Source organism: Alphaproteobacteria bacterium (assembly GCA_040905865.1).
Taxonomy (GTDB): domain Bacteria; phylum Pseudomonadota; class Alphaproteobacteria; order UBA8366.
Genome location: JBBDQU010000065.1, coordinates 53877 through 71245 on the forward strand (window position 1 = coordinate 53877; position 17369 = coordinate 71245).

At 59.4% G+C, this 17369-nt stretch carries 19 protein-coding genes; 6 read left to right on the forward strand and 13 right to left on the reverse strand.

Annotated elements, in window-relative coordinates; genetic code table 11:
- The first annotated feature begins 191 nt into the window (after positions 1 to 191).
- A complete protein-coding gene (locus WD767_14345) occupies positions 192 to 2018 on the forward strand; it encodes a PAS domain-containing sensor histidine kinase (GenBank protein MEX2617272.1) in 1827 nt (608 codons plus the stop codon).
- 60 nt (positions 2019 to 2078) lie between these two features.
- Here the strand turns inward: WD767_14345 and WD767_14350 are convergent, their stop codons facing one another.
- The 10 genes from WD767_14350 to WD767_14395 all read right to left on the reverse strand — a co-directional run bounded on the left by WD767_14350 (position 2079) and on the right by WD767_14395 (position 10330).
- The gene (locus WD767_14350; GenBank protein MEX2617273.1) at positions 2079 to 2321 is read right to left on the reverse strand and encodes a hypothetical protein; all 243 of its coding nucleotides are present in this window, start codon (positions 2319 to 2321) and stop codon (positions 2079 to 2081) included.
- A 411-nt stretch (positions 2322 to 2732) separates the two neighbouring features.
- On the reverse strand, positions 2733 to 3122 hold the full coding sequence (locus tag WD767_14355) for a hypothetical protein (protein MEX2617274.1): 390 nt from the start codon (positions 3120 to 3122) through the stop codon (positions 2733 to 2735).
- Positions 3123 to 3221: 99 nt separating this feature from the next.
- Complete coding sequence (locus WD767_14360) at positions 3222 to 5027, reverse strand: hypothetical protein (protein ID MEX2617275.1); 1806 nt, start codon at positions 5025 to 5027, stop codon at positions 3222 to 3224.
- 3 nt (positions 5028 to 5030) lie between these two features.
- Positions 5031 to 5450 carry a hypothetical protein gene (locus WD767_14365; protein MEX2617276.1) on the reverse strand — a complete coding sequence of 140 codons (420 nt, stop codon included), beginning with the start codon at positions 5448 to 5450 and terminating at the stop codon, positions 5031 to 5033.
- Between the two features lie 851 nt (positions 5451 to 6301).
- Entirely contained in the window at positions 6302 to 6553 is a 252-nt protein-coding gene (locus WD767_14370) for a hypothetical protein (GenBank protein MEX2617277.1), read from the reverse strand.
- Positions 6537 to 6962 carry a regulatory protein GemA gene (locus WD767_14375; GenBank protein MEX2617278.1) on the reverse strand — a complete coding sequence of 142 codons (426 nt, stop codon included), beginning with the start codon at positions 6960 to 6962 and terminating at the stop codon, positions 6537 to 6539. Before WD767_14375 ends, WD767_14370 begins: the two co-directional genes overlap by 17 nt.
- Entirely contained in the window at positions 6949 to 7221 is a 273-nt protein-coding gene (locus WD767_14380; protein MEX2617279.1) for a hypothetical protein, read from the reverse strand. The genes WD767_14375 and WD767_14380 overlap by 14 nt, the downstream gene beginning before the upstream one ends.
- Complete coding sequence (locus WD767_14385) at positions 7218 to 7484, reverse strand: hypothetical protein (GenBank protein MEX2617280.1); 267 nt, start codon at positions 7482 to 7484, stop codon at positions 7218 to 7220. The genes WD767_14380 and WD767_14385 overlap by 4 nt, the downstream gene beginning before the upstream one ends.
- Positions 7481 to 8116: an AAA family ATPase gene (locus WD767_14390; protein ID MEX2617281.1), complete on the reverse strand. Its 636-nt coding sequence runs from the start codon at positions 8114 to 8116 to the stop codon at positions 7481 to 7483. Before WD767_14390 ends, WD767_14385 begins: the two co-directional genes overlap by 4 nt.
- Positions 8117 to 8263: 147 nt before the next feature.
- The gene (locus WD767_14395) at positions 8264 to 10330 is read right to left on the reverse strand and encodes a helix-turn-helix domain-containing protein (GenBank protein ID MEX2617282.1); all 2067 of its coding nucleotides are present in this window, start codon (positions 10328 to 10330) and stop codon (positions 8264 to 8266) included.
- A gap of 199 nt (positions 10331 to 10529) precedes the next feature.
- Here WD767_14395 and WD767_14400 point away from each other — a divergent pair, with 199 nt between their 5' ends.
- From WD767_14400 to WD767_14415, 4 genes are all read left to right on the forward strand, one after another.
- The gene (locus WD767_14400) at positions 10530 to 11111 is read left to right on the forward strand and encodes a hypothetical protein (GenBank protein ID MEX2617283.1); all 582 of its coding nucleotides are present in this window, start codon (positions 10530 to 10532) and stop codon (positions 11109 to 11111) included.
- Positions 11112 to 11460: 349 nt separating this feature from the next.
- Positions 11461 to 12627: a CoA transferase gene (locus WD767_14405; GenBank protein MEX2617284.1), complete on the forward strand. Its 1167-nt coding sequence runs from the start codon at positions 11461 to 11463 to the stop codon at positions 12625 to 12627.
- Complete coding sequence (locus tag WD767_14410) at positions 12627 to 13463, forward strand: TauD/TfdA family dioxygenase (protein MEX2617285.1); 837 nt, start codon at positions 12627 to 12629, stop codon at positions 13461 to 13463. Before WD767_14405 ends, WD767_14410 begins: the two co-directional genes overlap by 1 nt.
- Before the next feature lie 38 nt (positions 13464 to 13501).
- Positions 13502 to 13822, forward strand: coding sequence for a putative quinol monooxygenase (locus WD767_14415; protein ID MEX2617286.1), 321 nt, complete (start codon positions 13502 to 13504; stop codon positions 13820 to 13822).
- A gap of 44 nt (positions 13823 to 13866) precedes the next feature.
- Here WD767_14415 and WD767_14420 read toward each other — a convergent pair whose 3' ends face one another.
- The 3 genes from WD767_14420 to WD767_14430 all read right to left on the reverse strand — a co-directional run bounded on the left by WD767_14420 (position 13867) and on the right by WD767_14430 (position 15914).
- Entirely contained in the window at positions 13867 to 14697 is an 831-nt protein-coding gene (locus WD767_14420) for a sulfurtransferase (GenBank protein ID MEX2617287.1), read from the reverse strand.
- Between the two features lie 149 nt (positions 14698 to 14846).
- Positions 14847 to 15077: a hypothetical protein gene (locus tag WD767_14425; protein ID MEX2617288.1), complete on the reverse strand. Its 231-nt coding sequence runs from the start codon at positions 15075 to 15077 to the stop codon at positions 14847 to 14849.
- Between the two features lie 111 nt (positions 15078 to 15188).
- The gene (locus WD767_14430; protein ID MEX2617289.1) at positions 15189 to 15914 is read right to left on the reverse strand and encodes a sulfite exporter TauE/SafE family protein; all 726 of its coding nucleotides are present in this window, start codon (positions 15912 to 15914) and stop codon (positions 15189 to 15191) included.
- A 480-nt stretch (positions 15915 to 16394) separates the two neighbouring features.
- On the opposite strand from WD767_14430, the gene WD767_14435 reads away from it, so the two are divergent.
- The gene (locus WD767_14435) at positions 16395 to 17369 is read left to right on the forward strand and encodes an ABC transporter substrate binding protein (GenBank protein ID MEX2617290.1); all 975 of its coding nucleotides are present in this window, start codon (positions 16395 to 16397) and stop codon (positions 17367 to 17369) included.

The following is a 17369-nucleotide window of genomic DNA, read 5'->3' on the forward strand; positions in this document are numbered from 1 at the left end:
TTGTGAGTATGGAGGAACTGGCCGAAAGCGGCCACGAGTGGCGACGGATCTTAAAACGGCGGGCCTTGCGCCTCTTCAGTCAGGACCTTCCGACACTTCTGCGTTCTTTAAGTCAGGCCTGTGGCCGGCAGGTACCGCACCGGCGCAGCCTGTCGGCGAAAATAGCGGTGGCCGGATTGGTGTTTATTGTTGTGCCGCTGATCATATACGAACGGCTGGGCGAGGCAGAAAAGGACAAGGCGGAATTACTGTTCCAGTCGGCGCGGGAACAGGGACGTCTGATTGCACTCAATCTCGCGCCGTTGTTGCGGGAAGGGCCAAAAATCCTGCCGCAACTGGACAGTGCGCTGGTGACGCTTGCCAGTGATAACCTTAACATCAGGGTGCTTTACCGGCCTAACGCCGCTACCGCCGACAACGGGTACTATGACAACGGGTACTATTATGTCGCTGCGCATCCGGCGCTGACCGAAGCCTATCTCTCGTCCGAGATAGAAGTTCTGGGAAAAATTGGAGTCCTGTCGCGGCTGTCCGGTTCGTGCAGCAAAAATAAAACCATCGGCATTCGCCACAATGTTCCCGATGGTCCGCAGCAACTGATTACGGCCATAGTGCCTGTCACGACGGATAACGGTTGCTGGTCGATCGTGACGTCGTATGCGGGCGATGCATTTATGCAATCCTCGTTCGGTCGCCCTTACTGGCAGTCCCCGGAAATCCAGTTTGCCAGCCTGCTGTATTTTGCGGCTGCCGGCGTCACGCTGCTCCTTCTGATTCGGATCAGGGCCGGGCTGCGCGGATTCCGCGATACCGCTGTCGCGGCGGGACGTCGTGGCGGTACCGCCAACTTTTCCGAGGGTAACGACAATTCCGACCTTGCCGACGTTGCCGATGAGTTCGATCGCATGGTACAGCGCATCGGTTTGCTGTCCTTCGCCGTCGAAAACAGTCCCGTCGCGGTCTCCGTTGCCGATGCCAACTGGCAACTGGAGTACGTCAATCCGGCATGCGAAAAGCTGTCAGGCAAGTCCTCGGGCGATCTGCTTGGTCTCGATCTGCGGCAGAAGGAATTCGAAGGCCCTCACGACCTGTCCTGGACCGCAATCTGCGACAGGGTATCCTGCGGCGATACCTGGCACGGGCTGCTTCGGCGCCGAAAGCCTGACGGCCGCGTATTGTGGGTGGACGTATCGCTGTACCGGCTTGCCGGCGAACCGTTTGGAGAGGAGCATTTTGTCTGCCTGCAGGAAGACGTGACCGAACGACAACGGATGCTGAACGGACTGGTCGACGAAAAAGAAAGGGCGTTGGCGCTCAATCGGACGAAATCCAACTTCGTCGCGCAGATGAGCCATGAATTCCGTACGCCGCTGAACGCTATCCTCGGTTTCTCGGAAGTCATCGCGTTGGAAAGTTTCGGTCCGTGCGGCGAAGCGCGGTACGTCGAATACGCACGGCACATCCACAGTAGCGGCCAGCACCTGCTATCGCTGATCAATGACGTCCTCGACCTGTCTAAGCTCGAATCCGGAAGGGAAGCGCTGCATCTCGAACCCCTGGACCTGTCGCAGTTGACGGCGAACATGGTGGCGCTGGTTGCGCCGCTGGCCGAAGCCGCGGGTGTCGTGCTGGAAACGGAAGACGACCTGAACGGAGCGTCTGCAATCGCCGATGAGCGGGCGACGAAGCAGGTGCTGCTCAATCTGCTGTCCAATGGCATCAAGTTCACGCCAGACGGGGGCACTGTTACGGTTGCCCTCGCGGCGATGGATTCCAGTCACATCCGCTTGACGGTATCGGATACGGGCTGCGGCATCGCCGCGGACGAAATCCCGAAAATCTGCGAACCCTATGAGCGAGCGGATACCGAACAGGTACGGAATACGGCGGGTACCGGCCTCGGCCTGCCCATCGTGAAACGCCTGGTCGAGCAACAGAATGGCCGCTTCGCGATCTACAGCACACTCGGCGAGGGGACGACGGTAGAAATCATCCTGTCCGCCACGCACGCGGCCTGAGCCGGTCGGACGCAAGTTGCCTCAGATAAAGACGATCTGGTTTATTGCACCTTCACAGGTTCACATGCCTTCGAGAAGCGCCTTCAGCGCCGCCAGGTCTCTTGCGACCCATGCCGCATCCCGGTCGAATTCCGCATCGTTCATACCCGACCGCTGGAACAGTGTGAAGGTGACTTCACAGCCTGCGCCATTGCGGACGACGCGCAACGGATTATACATCGCCGCCCCTTGCGCCGGAATCAGCGTGTGGTCGGCGATGCCATGATCGTTGGGCGCGGTGAAACGCACTGTCATTTGCCCCATGGGAGTTTCCACGCGCCAGTCCGTCCCGGTGACATGGTGGAAGGAGTCGCCCAGCCCTGACGCCCATTTGGGAAAATTCGCGGGATCGCCCAGAAAACCGGCGACCGTCGCCAGGGGCTGTTCGATACCGATGCTGATATGACGTGTACTGTGTTGGTATTAATTATATGGGCATGTACACAATTATTTGGGCATTTAACCGGGACTATTCGGGACCATGGGGGATATAACGGGATTCGGATCGACTCTGAGATGCTTCTCAAAGGGCCATTAAATGGCAATTACGCGTCGGTCAAACATGCCCGTTTCGTCGCGCCGCGCTGGCGATGAAACGCCTGGCGATATCCGGTATCGCGCTGGCCTTTCTCGGAGCCTTTTGAAGCGGCTCTGAGAGGCGTCTCGGAAGCGTCGTCAGTGGATCGAAGGGCCAGCCCTGCGCCCCTCACCGGAGGCCGTCAACTGCTCCTTAAAGCGCGAACCTTGCTTGCTCTCAAAGTAGCACGCCCATAGATAAAGTCTCACTTCCAGAAGCTGGTCATCCACTTCAAGCGGCGCAAACACACCGTGCATCCGGCTGGCAATGCGATGCGCGGCAGCCAATAGCGGCGGCACAGGATCGTTTTTCGGGCCGCTGCCGAAGTGCCACATCCAGAGATAACGCCGGGCATCGTCAAGCGCACGGTCTGCGTCCAGCAATGTCATGCCCGCGCATTCCTGCGCCAGCTCGACGGCGAATGCCGGGAAGCCGTCGAGCTGATCTTTGTCCATGGTCCGCTCCGAATAGTCGTCTGTATCGTTCACGATGGCGCTGCTTTCAGTTTCGAGCGCCGCCGCCCTGCGAAGGGATGAAGACAGGACGGCGGCACCCGACGCGGGGGAGTCGAGGCCCGCGCGTTGGTGTCAGGTGACCACGGCCTTGTATGCGCCGCGATAATCGGTGACCGCCCCGCCATAGATATGACGGATCTTGTAGGTGACCTGGTCATTACTGAACATGGAGCCCAAACTCGGGTGATCCTGGACGAACAGCTCCGGCTCTTCCTGGCCGGAAAGGAAGCCGACTTCCACCGGCGGCAGGTCGTTCACATCCGTCGTCAGACACCAGTCGTTGCTGTCGGTCCAGTACCAGACCGGAATAACGTCGAGGCTGAGCGACTGGATGAAGTTGTGGTCCTGCTCGGTATTGCGCCGGAACAAATCGACGGCCGTTTCCTCAAGCGTATCGGGCACCCAGAGATTGCGGGGACCGAGGCCGATCTTCTCCCCGGAATCCATTTCGACCTGGTTCTTTATCGCGAGCCGTCCGGCCGCCAGCGAACCGGTACCCAGCGCCGTCGATCCCAGGTTTCCATGATCGCCGTGGAAGAAAGCGATATCGTCGTAGATCACCGGATTGGTCCTGAGAAAGTCCAGGACGAACTTTGACAGGGTCCGCTTGGCCGCGCGCACAAGGTTGCGCGGAATACGCTGGACGGCGCCCACGTCGTCGTTGGTGATCATTTCCAGCGTGAGACTTTCCGTGCCGCCGCGCTTGGCGATGGCATAGACGGCCTTTTCATCGGTCGGAGAACTCAGCGCCAGGTACGGGTCGCTTTCGTCAACGACAGGCAGATCGCCATAGCCGCCGAAGCGCGTCCGCTGCTGCTCCCGGAAGTCGGCGACCGGAACAACGTTGGCGAGCTTGCGCCACACATCGTAGATCGTCTCGTTGGCATACTCCTTGAGGATGCGCCGCGCGATGCTGTCGCCGAGAACTTCGGTGAAGCTTCCGCTGTCGAGCGCTTCGGTCATCCGCCCCTGGTCGCAGTTGCGATACAGGCCGGTAAAGTTACGGTCGCCGGTGACACTGAGATAGACTTCGCGGATTGACCGGACGGAACGGTCGGCCGGATCGAAAAAAGCGTCCAGCATCTTCTGCACCTTGTCGCCGCGCCCTTCGATCAGGCGAACGTCACGGCGATCACCCGCGCCATCCCCCAGGCCTGTGACCTTGCCGCTATCCGAGACTGAAGCGAGATAGTCGGCTTCGGTACTGATCGCTTCGCGAAGCTGCGCTTCGGTCAAGTCTTCTGTCACGTTGTGATGCGCGATCAGTTTCGTCTTCGCCGGTTGCGGCAACCTGGTCGCCTCGACGATCCGTCGCACGTCGGCGCCGGTCAGGAATTCATCTTCGTCCATGCTCTTGCTTCCCTTGCTCTCGATGAGGTTGAGGACCTGTCCGCCGGCGCCCGGCTCGACAATAAGGTCCAAGGAATTGACTTTCTGAACCCGCCGCAATATCCGCACGGGTTTCCCCTCTATGGCGCCCTTCACCGACACGCACATTGCATCGATGGAAAACCCGAACAGATCTGTCATGCCCCGGTCCCAGGCGGCCTTGATCTTGCGACCGATCACGCCGTCCGGCTCGATCAGATCGAGCGTGCCTTGCAGCTCTCCCGCATCGGGACCATTGCCGGCCACAAAGGCGGTTTCGGACAGGCGGCCGATCAGGTTGCGCACATCCTTGCCAAGGCCCTTCAGGTGTTCCTGGTCGCCCTTCACGAAAACCCTTGCGCCGTTGAACAGCGAGGCGGCTTCCATGAGCGCCTGGTCGGAGTAGAAGTTGCCGTTGCCGGACAGGCCGGCGCGGATTATCCGGATGCGCCACCGGCCCCGGTATGCGGTGCCGTCTTCCGGCTGAATAATGATTGCGTCGTCATCCATGGGTCAGCTCCGGTCGGACGAAGGCGAAGCGCTTGGCGGCTGCGCCGGGATATCGACGTCAAACGAACGCAGATAAGACCTGATGTGGCGCACGTATCGCATGGTCACGCCACTCCGCCGCGCGATTTCCAGAACACTGTACTCGCCCCGCAACAGGTCATCGACGATTTGACTTTTTTTCGCGGTTTCACGGGGAGGCAACGGGATATCGATCTTCTGCCCGGCCATGACCGCGACAAGTTTCTCGAAGTTCTCGTTGCCGACGACATCCCGTAAATCACAGTTTTTTCCGGCGTCAGCCGGCACGCGAACATCCTCCACGCCCCCGAAACGCTGGCAAAGAAGGTTCGTCGCGTGGAAGCCGATGACTTCGGCCAATTTCATGAACTGGGAGCAGTAGAAAATCGTTCGGGAGTGCAGCAAGCCCCTATCCTCCGCCATGCAAGCCGGATCATGTCCGGTTTTGACAGGGAAATCGCCCCGGAACAGTTCCGGGCAGTTATCGAGGAGGGGATTGAAACGCCGTCATTGCGCTCGCAGCGGCGGCGTGGCAAGTCCGGACACGGGATATGCTGAATCCGTGATCGTCAAAGCGCAGCGACTGCGCTTTGGTCGGCAGAGCGCAACGACTGCGCTTTGCCTGGCTGGCGATCCATAAGCTATTCTCCGCCTCGCGCCCGGATAGAGATTTTTCAGAATGACCTCGTTGTCATTCTGAAAATTCGCGGAGCGCCGGTCGCCGGCGTAAATCCGAGCAATCGCTTTCCTGGCATTTATAAATTGATTTCCGGCTTCCCGGTGTCATGGCGTAGGATCAAGCCATGCCTTTATCCAAGAAGATCTCCCTTTTTTGTTTCGCAATGGCGACCGCCGTCGCTTGGGCCGCAGTGGTCACTTGGCTATTCGGCTTTGGGCTTGTCGGATTCACGATCTGCTTGTACATCGGCCTTTGGCTCGCACCGCATTGCCTGGCCGATTACGGTTGACGCCGCCGGAGTCCCGCGCAATCGCGTTTCCAGCGTTCAATTTTGCGTTTGAGGAAATTCCGGGTATCTCCGGGCCATGAGCGGGAGCTGGTCACCAGCGGCGATCCTCGCGCGATTATGGCAGTAACGCCGATGCAGCTATCCTGGTTGTTCGGGCCGCAGGACAGATAACCGGCCCGGCACCTCTTTTGAATACCCATTAAGAGCCGATAAGAGGGCGTGGAAGCGTGGACTCCGCTTTTCGGGTACGTGGGAGCGCGGCAAACCGAATGACGCCCTCCCACGCGCTCAGTTCGCGTCGTCGTCCAGGCCACGAGCGCGGCGGTATTCTGGTGTCGTTTTCCAGTACCTGTGAATGGCCGAACTTGAAGGCGAGCGCTCAGGCCCAAAGCGTTCGCGGCAGGCGTCACCCAGCGCCGCGAACGTCATCACAGGCAGATTCTTTTCGATGAATTCGCGAACCTCGGCATCGCGTTCGATCTTTGACGCGATGCCGGGAAGATGCAGACGGCGCCGCTCTTCTTCACTGTATATTGTCACGGCGTGCTTTCCCCTTCTTCATGGCCTTCAAGGCCGTGATTGCCTTCGGCGCATCCTGCGCCGTCAGGAACCGGAGCGCGGATATATGGAAGGTCCGGTCCAGCCATTTGCCAAGCGATGCGTCGTCACCCTTGCCGTCCGTATACTCGGTCCAGAGTTTGCGGATCAGCCCGACCTGGCTCGGGCTCGCCCTGCCGGGCCGGTGGCCGAAAAAGGACTCGGTGAAGCCGGACTTGAAACCCAGCGCCGCAAAATACTGCATGACGGCCTCGAAGCCGTAGCCGTCCAGCTCGCTGCACGATTCAACCCCGGCCGTTTTCGCCAGGACTCCGCGGTATTCATCTTCCGTGAGCGCGAGCTGCTTCTTCGCAATGTGGACAAGGGCGGTCTGTTTTCTACTGAGGGACATCGCGCGGCTCCATCCCCTTGATTTCGAGTTCCAGCCTTTCCAGCTTCTCGATGGTATCCTTTGTTATGGCTTCTATTCCCGCCAACAGGGCGCAAATGTTTTCGCGCTGAGCATCGAGCATGCCGTCGCGGGCGACCATCATATCACCGGCAATTTCATCAGCCAGAGCCGCAAGGTTTTGCACCTTGGTAACGGAAAAGCCGACATCGCCAATTTTGTGGCCAAAGCTGTTCAACCTGTTTTTGTCAATGCCACTCATGACGCTTCACTCCCTTCCGTCTTTCTTAATTCGGCTTCCATATTGTCCAGGGCATTTGCTGCCCGTTCGGCTATTGCGCCGATTCCGGAATTGACGGCCATTACCAAGTCGCGCTCGGTTCTAAGAGAATTGTCTTCGATACACATCTCACCCGCCAGGGTTTCCGCCAGAAGCGCAAGATTTCGAACCTCATCAATGGCGGTGCCGATGCTGAATATCATATCGACGATTTCACGCATCGTTACTTGCGCGGGTCCACTCATTGCCCGTCTCCCAGCGACATTGACGCTTCTTTCAACGTGGCCAGCGTGACCGGCCCGCCCTTTCCCGCGATGGCCAGAAGCTTGCCGACATACCGCAACCCGGCATGAATGCTGTGGCGCTCCAGGAATGCGACCGCCTTCCTGTCGGTTACGCCATGATGCCTGGCCAGGGCCGCGATATCGGAATAGGTCGATTCGTCCAGGAACAGCTTCGGGCCGATCCGCGACGTGAATTGGGCGAACGACGCCCTTTTTGTGTTGTTGTACCGGTTCCGCAGCGTGTGGTTTCCCGCGAAGACAATCGGCAATCCCGTCTCATCGTTTACGCAACGCAACGAATCCAGCGTCAGGTCGTTCAGGTGCTGCGCTTCATCGATAATCAGCAATTCCGGGCCTTGCTGCCATTCGGTCGCGTTGCACATGACGTGATGAATTTCCGCAGCCCGTTGGGGCGAATACCCGGTCAACGCCTTGCAGATCAGTTGCAATGCCGCCGACATGGACGCCACGGCCGGGTTCATCAGGCAGTATCGCGTATTCGGGTTTTGCTCCCTGTACCAGCGCAACGTTGTCGTCTTGCCGACGCCAGGCGCGCCGACGATAAGGCCGATATCGCGGAGTTCGCGTGTCATTTCGAGAACCCGGATGATATCGGTGGCAGTCGGCGTTTCACAAAAACCGGGATCGCTTCTCCGGTTGAAAAAATCGATGACTTCCGGCATATCATTCTCCTGCTTAGAGACGGCCTTTTCGGGGCCACAATGGAGGGCGGCCGGCTGCTACCGCGCCGCCCTCCGGTTTTTCGACTTTCCTAAAAACTTGTCGCTGGCGTCGCGAAACGCCTGGCGATCCGCCTCGGCTTGCGCCCGCTCGATGGCCTTGCGTTCACCGGGCGTTGCGGCCATGTCCCTGCCGATAGCCCGCATGGTGTCGGAAAGCCGTATTGTCCCGGCGCTTTCGGGAACCGGCGCTGCATCCGCGCGTTCCGCCAGGCGCTTCAACTCTGCCCGCATATCGACGGGATCTACATCGCCGCGCATTTCATTGATGGCCCGGCGGTTGACGCTCTGCCGTTTCGCGGCCTCCCTGGCGCCGGCCGGATCGAGAATATCGAATGCAACATCGGGCACGGCCAGGCCTATGTATTTTTCATGCCGGTCGCACACGGCAAGCTGCGACAGGTCACCTGAAACCGGTACCCGGATATATATTTGTGTGCCGGCCGGAAGCCGCTGGATTTCGCGGGATGTATAGGAAACGTTGTTCAGGGTGAACGCGCCCTGGCTGACTTTCCGCGACACGGTCCTGGCAAATACGGCGCGCAGCGCTGTCTCTTCAATATCCATGCGCTGCCAACCGGCTTCGACGGCTTCCGCAAATTTCTGACGCGGCGATAATCCGGCGAGAAACCCCGATTGCGGCGTTGTCTCGTATGCCGCCAGGGCGTTCGCCAGGTCCTCCCGGAAACGGTGTTCGCCATGAGGATACGGCTTCGGTTCCCTGCCGACATTGGCGGTTTTTTTCTTCATTCGGTTGCCGCCAATCCATCCCGGCAGCATCGAGAATACGCCGCCTTCCAGGACACCGAACCCGCCTTCGATTGCCTTCGCCGGGGCATTGTAGGGCCGCGCCTTGATGATCGCCGAAGAACGCGCCCGAAATATCTTCGCCAGCTCGGGGTCCGAGTCCAGGTGACGGATCGTCGTATTGAGCTGCATTGCGTCGTCGATAAGGCCGGCCCAGTTGTATTCGCCGCCGTTGTCCAGATAGAGGTTTTGCGGCATGCCCCATTCGGGATGCAGCGCCATGGCAATAACTGATTCGACGACATGCTCCTGGCGGACGCCTTCGCCCTTCTTCAGGAAAACCGGCCAGAAAAAGAACCGGTTCGTCGCCAGATCGTACCAGGCAACGAGTTTCGGCGTGAACGTCCCGCCGCCAGGCCGGGGCAGGAGGATATCGATAGGGTGAACGTCACCGACGACGATATCCATCGGAAGCCGCCCGTCGCGGCTCCGCTTTATCCGTGGCGCCGACCTGTCGAAATGGCGTTTCCGGTCCTTGTCATATATTGCAATTTCACGATAGGGCCGCGCGGCTTCCACGAAGGGGCGGCTCACTGTGCAAATGGCTCTGAGACGCCTTTTATCGGTGTCGTAACCGGCGTCTAAAGTCTCTTCATACAAGGTCTCGTTGGCGAAACGCGCGATCCACTGCCAGCCGATAGACAGGTTTTCCGCAAAGAACGACCGCGTTTTGCGCTGTACCGTTTCGGCAATCCGCGCCTTCGTAGCATCATCGAACGGAACGCCGTCGCTCCATGTCCGGCTGATGAAGACCCGGCTCGCGCCTTTATCCGACCGCTGGCGATCCCGCAGGCCGGCCATGCCCCCGGCTTCGTAGTCCCGAATCCAGCGCCGGATCGATTTTGCGGAGACTGTCGCATAGCGCCCGCTGGGCCAGGCTACGGACTTCCGCGACAGGCGCTCGATAGTTTCCGAACGCTCCGCTGTTCGCGCCGGATGCTGCAAAGCGTCCTCAATGACGCCATACCGCCAATGCGCTGTTTTCGAGTGCTGGCTGACGATCTGGACCGGGCTGTCATCCACTACGGGTACCAGCGCCTGGGCATGCCAGGCGTCCTGCAATGGCGCGGGAAGGCTATCGACCCGCACCTGGTACTGCACGCCGCTCTTGCCGCCTTTGCCCCGGACTGTGCGGACGATCAGATTATGCTTTCGCCACGGGTGGCCAGCATGGGCTCGGGAAAGGGCAAATCGTGCTGGCCGTGCAGTGATACCCGCTGCCTCAGCGAAGGCCGACGCGTCGATCCATGCTAACTCCATCGCAGACCGATCCCCGCCGCGCGCTGAATCCGCGCCTTCAATGCCAGAGACTTCGGTCCCTTTCGCTCATCCTTGATGCACTTCTCGGCATACTGCCGTAGTACATTGTTTGCGCGGCACCATTCGTTGAGTGTCGTGCCCTTGAGAATAAAGCCGGCCCTGACCCGATTATAGAGGGTAGAGCGTTGAGATATCTGGCATGCCTGCTGTTTTGTGGTACGGTTTGGGGTATTCATGCACCCAGTTTATGCACAAACGGACAGTATTACAATATATGACTGCTCAAATGAACACTGTCGCTGAAAGATTCAGATACGCTGTCGAGAATTATCGACCTGCAGAACACATGACGCATTTGGCGTTTTCTATAGATTCCGGTATCCCAATTCGGTCTGTTTACAATTACATGGAAGGAAAAAGGCAGCCGAATAGTAATGCTCTCGCAAAACTTGCTGTAATCGGAGTAAATGTGAACTGGGTTCTTACTGGTAACGGCTCCCCATTCGAGCGAGATTATTTGGATAAGCGAATAGTCGATAAGTTATTAGTGTTATTTTTGCATCCTATTCTTGATTATATTTTTTCAAAAAAGGATGGGGCACTCAACCAGGCAGAACGAGAACGCTTGGTTTTATATATGATGGATGACGCCGAACTAGGCTTGGGAGGCGCAATTAGGGCACTAATCGATGAGGGTGCGGCAATAGGAGGCGTCAATGATTTGCGCGAATGGGTCGATGCGTTAAAAGATATGACAACACCAGAGCCGACTGAAGAATAGCCGCAATAGTAGCCGCAATCAAATTGCGCCTGTGTAATATCAATGACTTAGCAGATTCGGACGCTGCAATAATTATTTGGGCATAAGCCCGCTTAAGTCACTGTTTTAAATGCATTTTTAGGGTCCGCAACGTGTCCGCAATCAGGGTCCGCAATGCCCAAATAATTTTTTCCGCCTCAGTACGCTGTAATGGCATGGCTGCATTGTTCAAGAACAAAAACAGAACGGTATACGACTGTCTTCCTTGCGGCAAGTCCCGTTTTCACAAGTCGTCGCGCTGACCGGCTTGCCCGTTCGGGCGCGGCGCGGCATGGTGTTGCCCGTCGTTTTGTATGGGTACGGGCAGGTCATGGAACAGCGTCCTCTGGAAGGTATTGTCGTCGCCGAGTTCGGAAACACGATCGCCGGGCCGTTTACCGCCCGGATCCTCGGCGATCTGGGCGCGGAGGTGTTCAAGTTCGAACCGGTCAATGGCGGCGATCCGGTGCGGCAGTGGTCGCCGCCCCATGTCGGCGGATTGCCGAGCACGTTCCAGGCGCTGAACCGCGGCAAGCGATCCATCGCGGTGGACCTGCGACGGCTGGAAGACCGTGACGTGCTGTTCCGCTTCATGACGGAAAAGGCGGATGTCGTTGTCCAGAACACCCGGCCCGGCGCGATGGACAAGCTTGGCCTTGGCGCAACGGCCCTGTGCGCGGCGGCGCCGCGGCTGGTCTATTGCAATATCAGCGGGTTCGGCCGGTCGGGGCCGCTGAAGGACCTGGCGGGATACGACCCGCTGATGCAGGCCTTTTCCGGTATCGTCAGCGTTACCGGCGAAGCGGACCGCCCGCCCAGCCGGGTCGGCGTGTCGATTGTCGATATCGCCACCGCGACCTGGGCGACCATCGGCATTCAGGCGGCGCTGCTGCGCCGGGCGAATACGGGCCGGGGCGGCGTCGTCGATGCGTCGCTGTTCGAATCCGCGCTGAACATGATGATCATGCCGGTGGTGCAGATGCTGGCCGGCGGCGCCGCGCCGGGCCGCAGCGGGCTGCGCGGACCGCTGGTGGCGCCGAACAATGCCTACCCGGCGTCCGACGGGCTGCTGATGATCACGACCGCGACCGACGGGCAGTTCGTGAAGCTGTGCGGGTTGCTCGGTCACCCGGAACTGGCGCAGGATCCGCGCTACCGGACCGTCAGCGACCGGATGGCGAATGAGGCGTCGCTGAGCGCGGTCATCCAGGCAGCGGTCTCCCGCCGGCCGCGCGCGGAATGGGCCGCGCTGCTGGACGCCGCGGGCATTCCGAACGCCCCGGTCCAGGACCTGGCCGAGGTGATGCGCCACGCGCAGACCCTGGCGACCGGCATGCTGCAATCCAGCCCGGACGCGGATTTCAGGCTTCTTGGCCTGCCGGTATCCATCGACGGCGAGCGCCCGGGCTTTGGCAGACCGGCCCCGCAACTGGGCGCGGACAATCAGATGCTCTTTGACTTTGCCGGGGAAGGCATGGAAGCGGGAGGCAGTGTATAATGGATATTCAGCCGGTGGCTGGTGCGCTGGGCGCGGAAATTTCCGGCGTCGACCTGCGCCAGGAATTTTCCAACAGCGTCGCGGCGGAAATTCACGCAGCCTTCCTGAAGCATCATGTGCTGTTCTTCCGCGACCAGCACCTGACGCCGCAGCAGGAACTGCGCTTCACCCGTATATTCGGCGAACCGGATCTCTATCCGTTTCTCCAGGGCCTGCCGGATGCGCCGGAAGTCATCGAAATCCTCAAGACCGAGACGGATACGAAGAATTTCGGCGGTTCCTGGCATTCCGACACGACCTATATGGAGAAGCCGGCCCTGGGTTCGGTGCTGAGCGCGGTGGAGGTTCCCGATTACGGCGGCGATACGCTGTTCGCCAATACGGCGATGGCCTATGACGCGCTATCCGACGGGATGAAGGCGCTGCTGGCCGGTCTGGTCGGCGTCAATTCCTCCGAAGGTCCCTATCGCGGCGGCCGCAAGGCGGCGATGGCCACGCTGAACGGCATGAAGGACGCCTATGCGGTCGAGGCCGAAGTCTACGAATCCGAACATCCGGTTATCCGCACCCATCCCGAAACGGGCGGCAAGGCGATCTATGTGAACAGCAGCCATACGAAGCGCTTCCGCGGCATGACCGAAGCGGAAAGCCGGCCGCTGATCGATTTCCTGTGCCGGCATGTCATCCGGCCGGAATTCACCTGCCGCTTCCGCTGGACCCCCGGGGCGCTCGCGGTGTGGGACAACCGCTGCACCCAGCACCATGCGCTGAACGACTACGCCGGCAGGCGCCGGCGGATGCATCGCGTCACGATCAAGGGTGACCGTCCTTTCTGACGCAACCAATCGACGGATAATCAACAAGGGAGAACACCATGCTTGCCAAATGGATCAAGGTCCGGGTGAAACCGGATATGCACGAAAAATTCCTCAAGGCGATCGAGGTCGATGCGCTGGGTTCCGAGCGGGACGAGCCCGGCTGCTGCCGTTTCAACGTGCTGAAGGATGTCAGCGACCCGAACGTCTATTACTTCTATGAAGTCTATGTGGACGAGGCGGCGGTAGAGGCGCACCGCGCGGCGCCGCATTACGCCGTATGGAAGGCGGCGGCGGATACGCTGGACGGTCCGACCGAACGGATCGAGACGACCTCCGTGTTTCCGGCCGATCCGGGTTACTGGACGACGAAGGCTTAAGGCGCCGGACGGCTGCAGATTGCCCGGCGCCCGCGTTTCCCTGGCTATTTGTTGTCGGCGGCGGAAACGATCGCCGAGTCGTCCCGGTTGCCCCATTCGCCCCAGGAGCCCATGTAGTTCTTCACCTTCGGATAGCCCAGCGATTTCAGCACGATCCAGGTGCTGGCCGACCGGTATCCGCCCTGGCAGTAGGGGATGCAGGTCTTGTCCGGGGTGACGCCCTTCGATTCATACATGGCGCGGATTTTGTCGGCGGGCAGTAGCGCGCCCTTGTCGTCCAGGTGGTCGCGCCAGAAGATATGCACCGCGCCCGGCATGGTGCCGACGCGCCGGGCGCGCTTTTCCGTGCCCAGATATTCGGTTTCCCGCCTTGTGTCGATCAGCACGACGCTGTCGTCCTTCAGCCCGGCATGCACATCGAACCGGGTCGCCAGTTCGGTCAGGTTGCGCTCGCCCGACAATCCGCCGCCGGACGGGGGCGATGGCTCTGTAGTCAGGTCGTAGCCGGCATCGAGCCATCCCTGTGCGCCGCCGTCGAGGATACGAACGTCCCTGTGGCCCAGCACGGTCAGCAGCCATACGCCACGCGCCGCGCGTTCGCCGGTTTCACTGTCATAGATCACAACCGGCCGGTCCATGGTGACGCCGCGTGAGGCGAACTGCGCCTGGAACATTGCCAGGAAGGCGTTCAGCGGCGCTTCCGACGTGTCGTTCAGGCTGACGCCGTAGAGATCGAGATGCTGCGTGCCTGGAATATGTCCTGCCGCATAGTCTTCCGCCGGTCGGAAATCGAGGATGCTGACCTGGCCGAGTTTGTCGTGCAGTTCCTGCGGCGTGATCAGCAGGTCGAGTGTGGGGAAGCCCTTATGAGACATCGGTTTCGCTTTCGTCATAATGGCGGCCGGATGCCGCGCGCAGGCCGGGACCGTACCAAGGAGTACGACACGGGGCAACGATTTGCGGCGTCGTTACCGCTATGCCGATCCGAATGGCGGTCAGGGCGGAACCGCGCCTCGATTGTCTGTCATGGGACGGACCGGTAGGCGACATGCACCGGCGGCGGTTCGGGATGCGGGCGCGGCGGATCCTGCGGCGGCGGTTCGAATGGCGGGTCATCAATCGGGTCGTCCGGCGCCTCATCCGGCGGCGGCTTCACCGGCGGCCGTTCGGGAATGATAATCGGTGGTGGCGTGACCGGCGGGTCCGGCTCCGCCGGCGGGTTCGCGGGATTTCTGCTGACGTGAAGCGAATTCATGCGAATACCTCCTTGTCGTTACTATCTGGTGACGACACGGGCGATGTGAACCCCTGCGCGGGAACCGGATTAACCGGAATCACCCGCGGCAATGCGCGTTCAAGACGATTTTTAGTTCCGCAACAGCAGGATAATGCCGCTGACGAACAGCAATATGCTGACCAGATGGACATAGGCCTGGGTCGACATGATGGCATGAGCGCGCCCGCCGACCCACAGGCCGGCGGCGATCAGCGGCAGGCCGGCCAGAATGGCCAATGCCATATCGCCTGTCAGCAGGCCGAAGGACGCAAATGCGGCGAGTCTAATGGCGCCATCGATCAGGAAGTTGGCCGAGAAGGTCGCCCGCGAGGCGTCCTTGTCCAAGCCGCGCAGGTTGAAATAGATAATGTAGAACGGTCCGCCCGTGCCAAATAGCGTGCCGATCATGCCGCCCAGGAGGCCGCAGGGGACCGCCAGAACCCGTGACCCCCGCAAAACCGGCAGTGGCAGGATCTGATACACGGCGTAAATGATCACGAAAACCGCCAATGCCTGCTTCAGCGTCGACGATGCCAGCGACTGCAGCACGGTGAGGCCCAGAGCAACGCCGACAAGAGTGAATGGAATCAGCACAAGTTCCTCGCGCCATACAATCTTGTCGTGGTTACGAATGCCCTGGCTGGCGGAACCGATATAATCGAACAACACGACAACCGGCACGACGAAGTGGACCGGAAACACCATGGCCAGCAAGGGCACGGCGATAAGCCCGGATCCGAATCCGGCCATGCCGCGAACCATATAGGCGATGAACACGACCATCGCCGCAAACAACCATTCCAGCTGAAATTCCACGTCGGTGGTTTCTACCTGATTATTGCCAAGGCGAGGACATCCGGTTGGCGGCTATGCGGCGGGACCGGGACCGCGGCGAAAGGGTTATAAATACCGGCTGATTCCTTAACCAATATGGATATCACGCCGGGGTGGCTGTTTGTAGCTGATACAGTTACAGGTGCGGGGAGCGCAAGTCTTTGATCCATGATTCTGTAATAACCCGGGCAAACTTTTGCCGATGGGGAGACCCGGTTGCGAATTGCCTCAATCCAGAAACCGCGCCATTTTCCCGATGGCGCGAATCCGGCTGGAGGGGAGAAATCCGCCGGCAAACTGCCTCCGACGGTAATCCGTTAATCTTTAATAAATCACTCGCGCATAAACTTGGTTAAAGTATGAGCAACGTTTCAAACGAGAAGCTATGGCTGGTTGCGCGCATGAAAGCGGACATGGTTCCTGTCCGGTCGGGCGGCGATCGTTTTTGGAAAGGATAAGGTTATGGTGCCCGTGAATTGGTTCCCGGTCGTTTTGACGTTCACGCTAGTCGGGTCGGTATTGGCGCCCGCCGCCGTTACGGAAGCCGCCGAAAAAAAATGCCTCTTCGTTTCTTCCTATCATCAGGGATACGCCTGGTCGGACGGCGTGGAGCGCGGTCTTCGCGCCGTCCTTGACGGCAAATGCCAGTACCGCCAATTCAACATGGATTCAAAGCACCGGAAATCCGTGGAAGTAAAAAAGCAAATCGCGCTCGAAGCGAAAGACATTATCGATTCGTGGAAGCCGGATGTCGTGATTACCGCGGACGACAATGCCGCGAAATACCTGATTCAGCCGTACTTCAGGGATCATGCGGTTCCGTTCGTCTTTTCCGGCATAAACTGGACCGCGGAGGAATACGGATTTCCCTACAGCAATATGACCGGCATGATTGAGGTGGCGCCGATCATGCCGATGCTGAAAAGTGCAATGGATATCGTACCGAACCTTCGCCGGGCCTTTTACCTGGGCGCCGATACCCTGACGGAAAGTAAGAACCTGGAACGGTTCAGGGAGGCGGCGGAACAGCTTGGTTTCGAACTTGAATTCGCGCTGGTCGATTCGACTGAAAAATGGCTGCAGGCCTATGAGCGGGCGCAGGAAACAGATCTCGTCGTTCTTGGCAGCAATGCCGGTATAAATGACTGGGACGAAGCGCGGGCGCAGGCGGGCGTGCTGAAGCTGACCGGCAAACTGAGTGTAACCAATCATGACTGGATGATGCCTTTCGCGATCGTCGGCGTCACGAAAGTACCCGAGGAACAGGGAGAATGGGCGGCGAAAGCAGCGCTTGCGATCCTCGGCGGGATTTCGCCTTCGGCGATCCCCGTTGTCCCCAACAGCCGGCGCGATATCTGGGTAAATCCGAAAATCATCGATGCGGCGAAGATCACGCTGCCTGTCAGTATGATGCGAAAAGCCAAAAAGGTACTGTAG

Bases quoted from the DNA above. Each gene is read 5' to 3' on its own strand.
- WD767_14350 (MEX2617273.1), bottom strand. From the start codon at position 2,321: ATGGGGCAAATGACAGTGCGTTTCACCGCGCCCAACGATCATGGCATC.
- WD767_14360 (MEX2617275.1), bottom strand. From the start codon at position 5,027: ATGGATGACGACGCAATCATTATTCAGCCGGAAGACGGCACCGCATAC.
- WD767_14375 (MEX2617278.1), bottom strand. From the start codon at position 6,962: ATGTCCCTCAGTAGAAAACAGACCGCCCTTGTCCACATTGCGAAGAAG.
- WD767_14380 (MEX2617279.1), bottom strand. From the start codon at position 7,221: ATGAGTGGCATTGACAAAAACAGGTTGAACAGCTTTGGCCACAAAATT.
- WD767_14385 (MEX2617280.1), bottom strand. From the start codon at position 7,484: ATGAGTGGACCCGCGCAAGTAACGATGCGTGAAATCGTCGATATGATA.
- WD767_14390 (MEX2617281.1), bottom strand. From the start codon at position 8,116: ATGACACGCGAACTCCGCGATATCGGCCTTATCGTCGGCGCGCCTGGC.
- WD767_14395 (MEX2617282.1), bottom strand. From the start codon at position 10,330: ATGGAGTTAGCATGGATCGACGCGTCGGCCTTCGCTGAGGCAGCGGGT.
- WD767_14400 (MEX2617283.1), top strand. From the start codon at position 10,530: ATGCCTGCTGTTTTGTGGTACGGTTTGGGGTATTCATGCACCCAGTTT.
- WD767_14405 (MEX2617284.1), top strand. From the start codon at position 11,461: ATGGAACAGCGTCCTCTGGAAGGTATTGTCGTCGCCGAGTTCGGAAAC.
- WD767_14410 (MEX2617285.1), top strand. From the start codon at position 12,627: ATGGATATTCAGCCGGTGGCTGGTGCGCTGGGCGCGGAAATTTCCGGC.
- WD767_14415 (MEX2617286.1), top strand. From the start codon at position 13,502: ATGCTTGCCAAATGGATCAAGGTCCGGGTGAAACCGGATATGCACGAA.
- WD767_14420 (MEX2617287.1), bottom strand. From the start codon at position 14,697: ATGTCTCATAAGGGCTTCCCCACACTCGACCTGCTGATCACGCCGCAG.
- WD767_14425 (MEX2617288.1), bottom strand. From the start codon at position 15,077: ATGAATTCGCTTCACGTCAGCAGAAATCCCGCGAACCCGCCGGCGGAG.
- WD767_14435 (MEX2617290.1), top strand. From the start codon at position 16,395: ATGGTGCCCGTGAATTGGTTCCCGGTCGTTTTGACGTTCACGCTAGTC.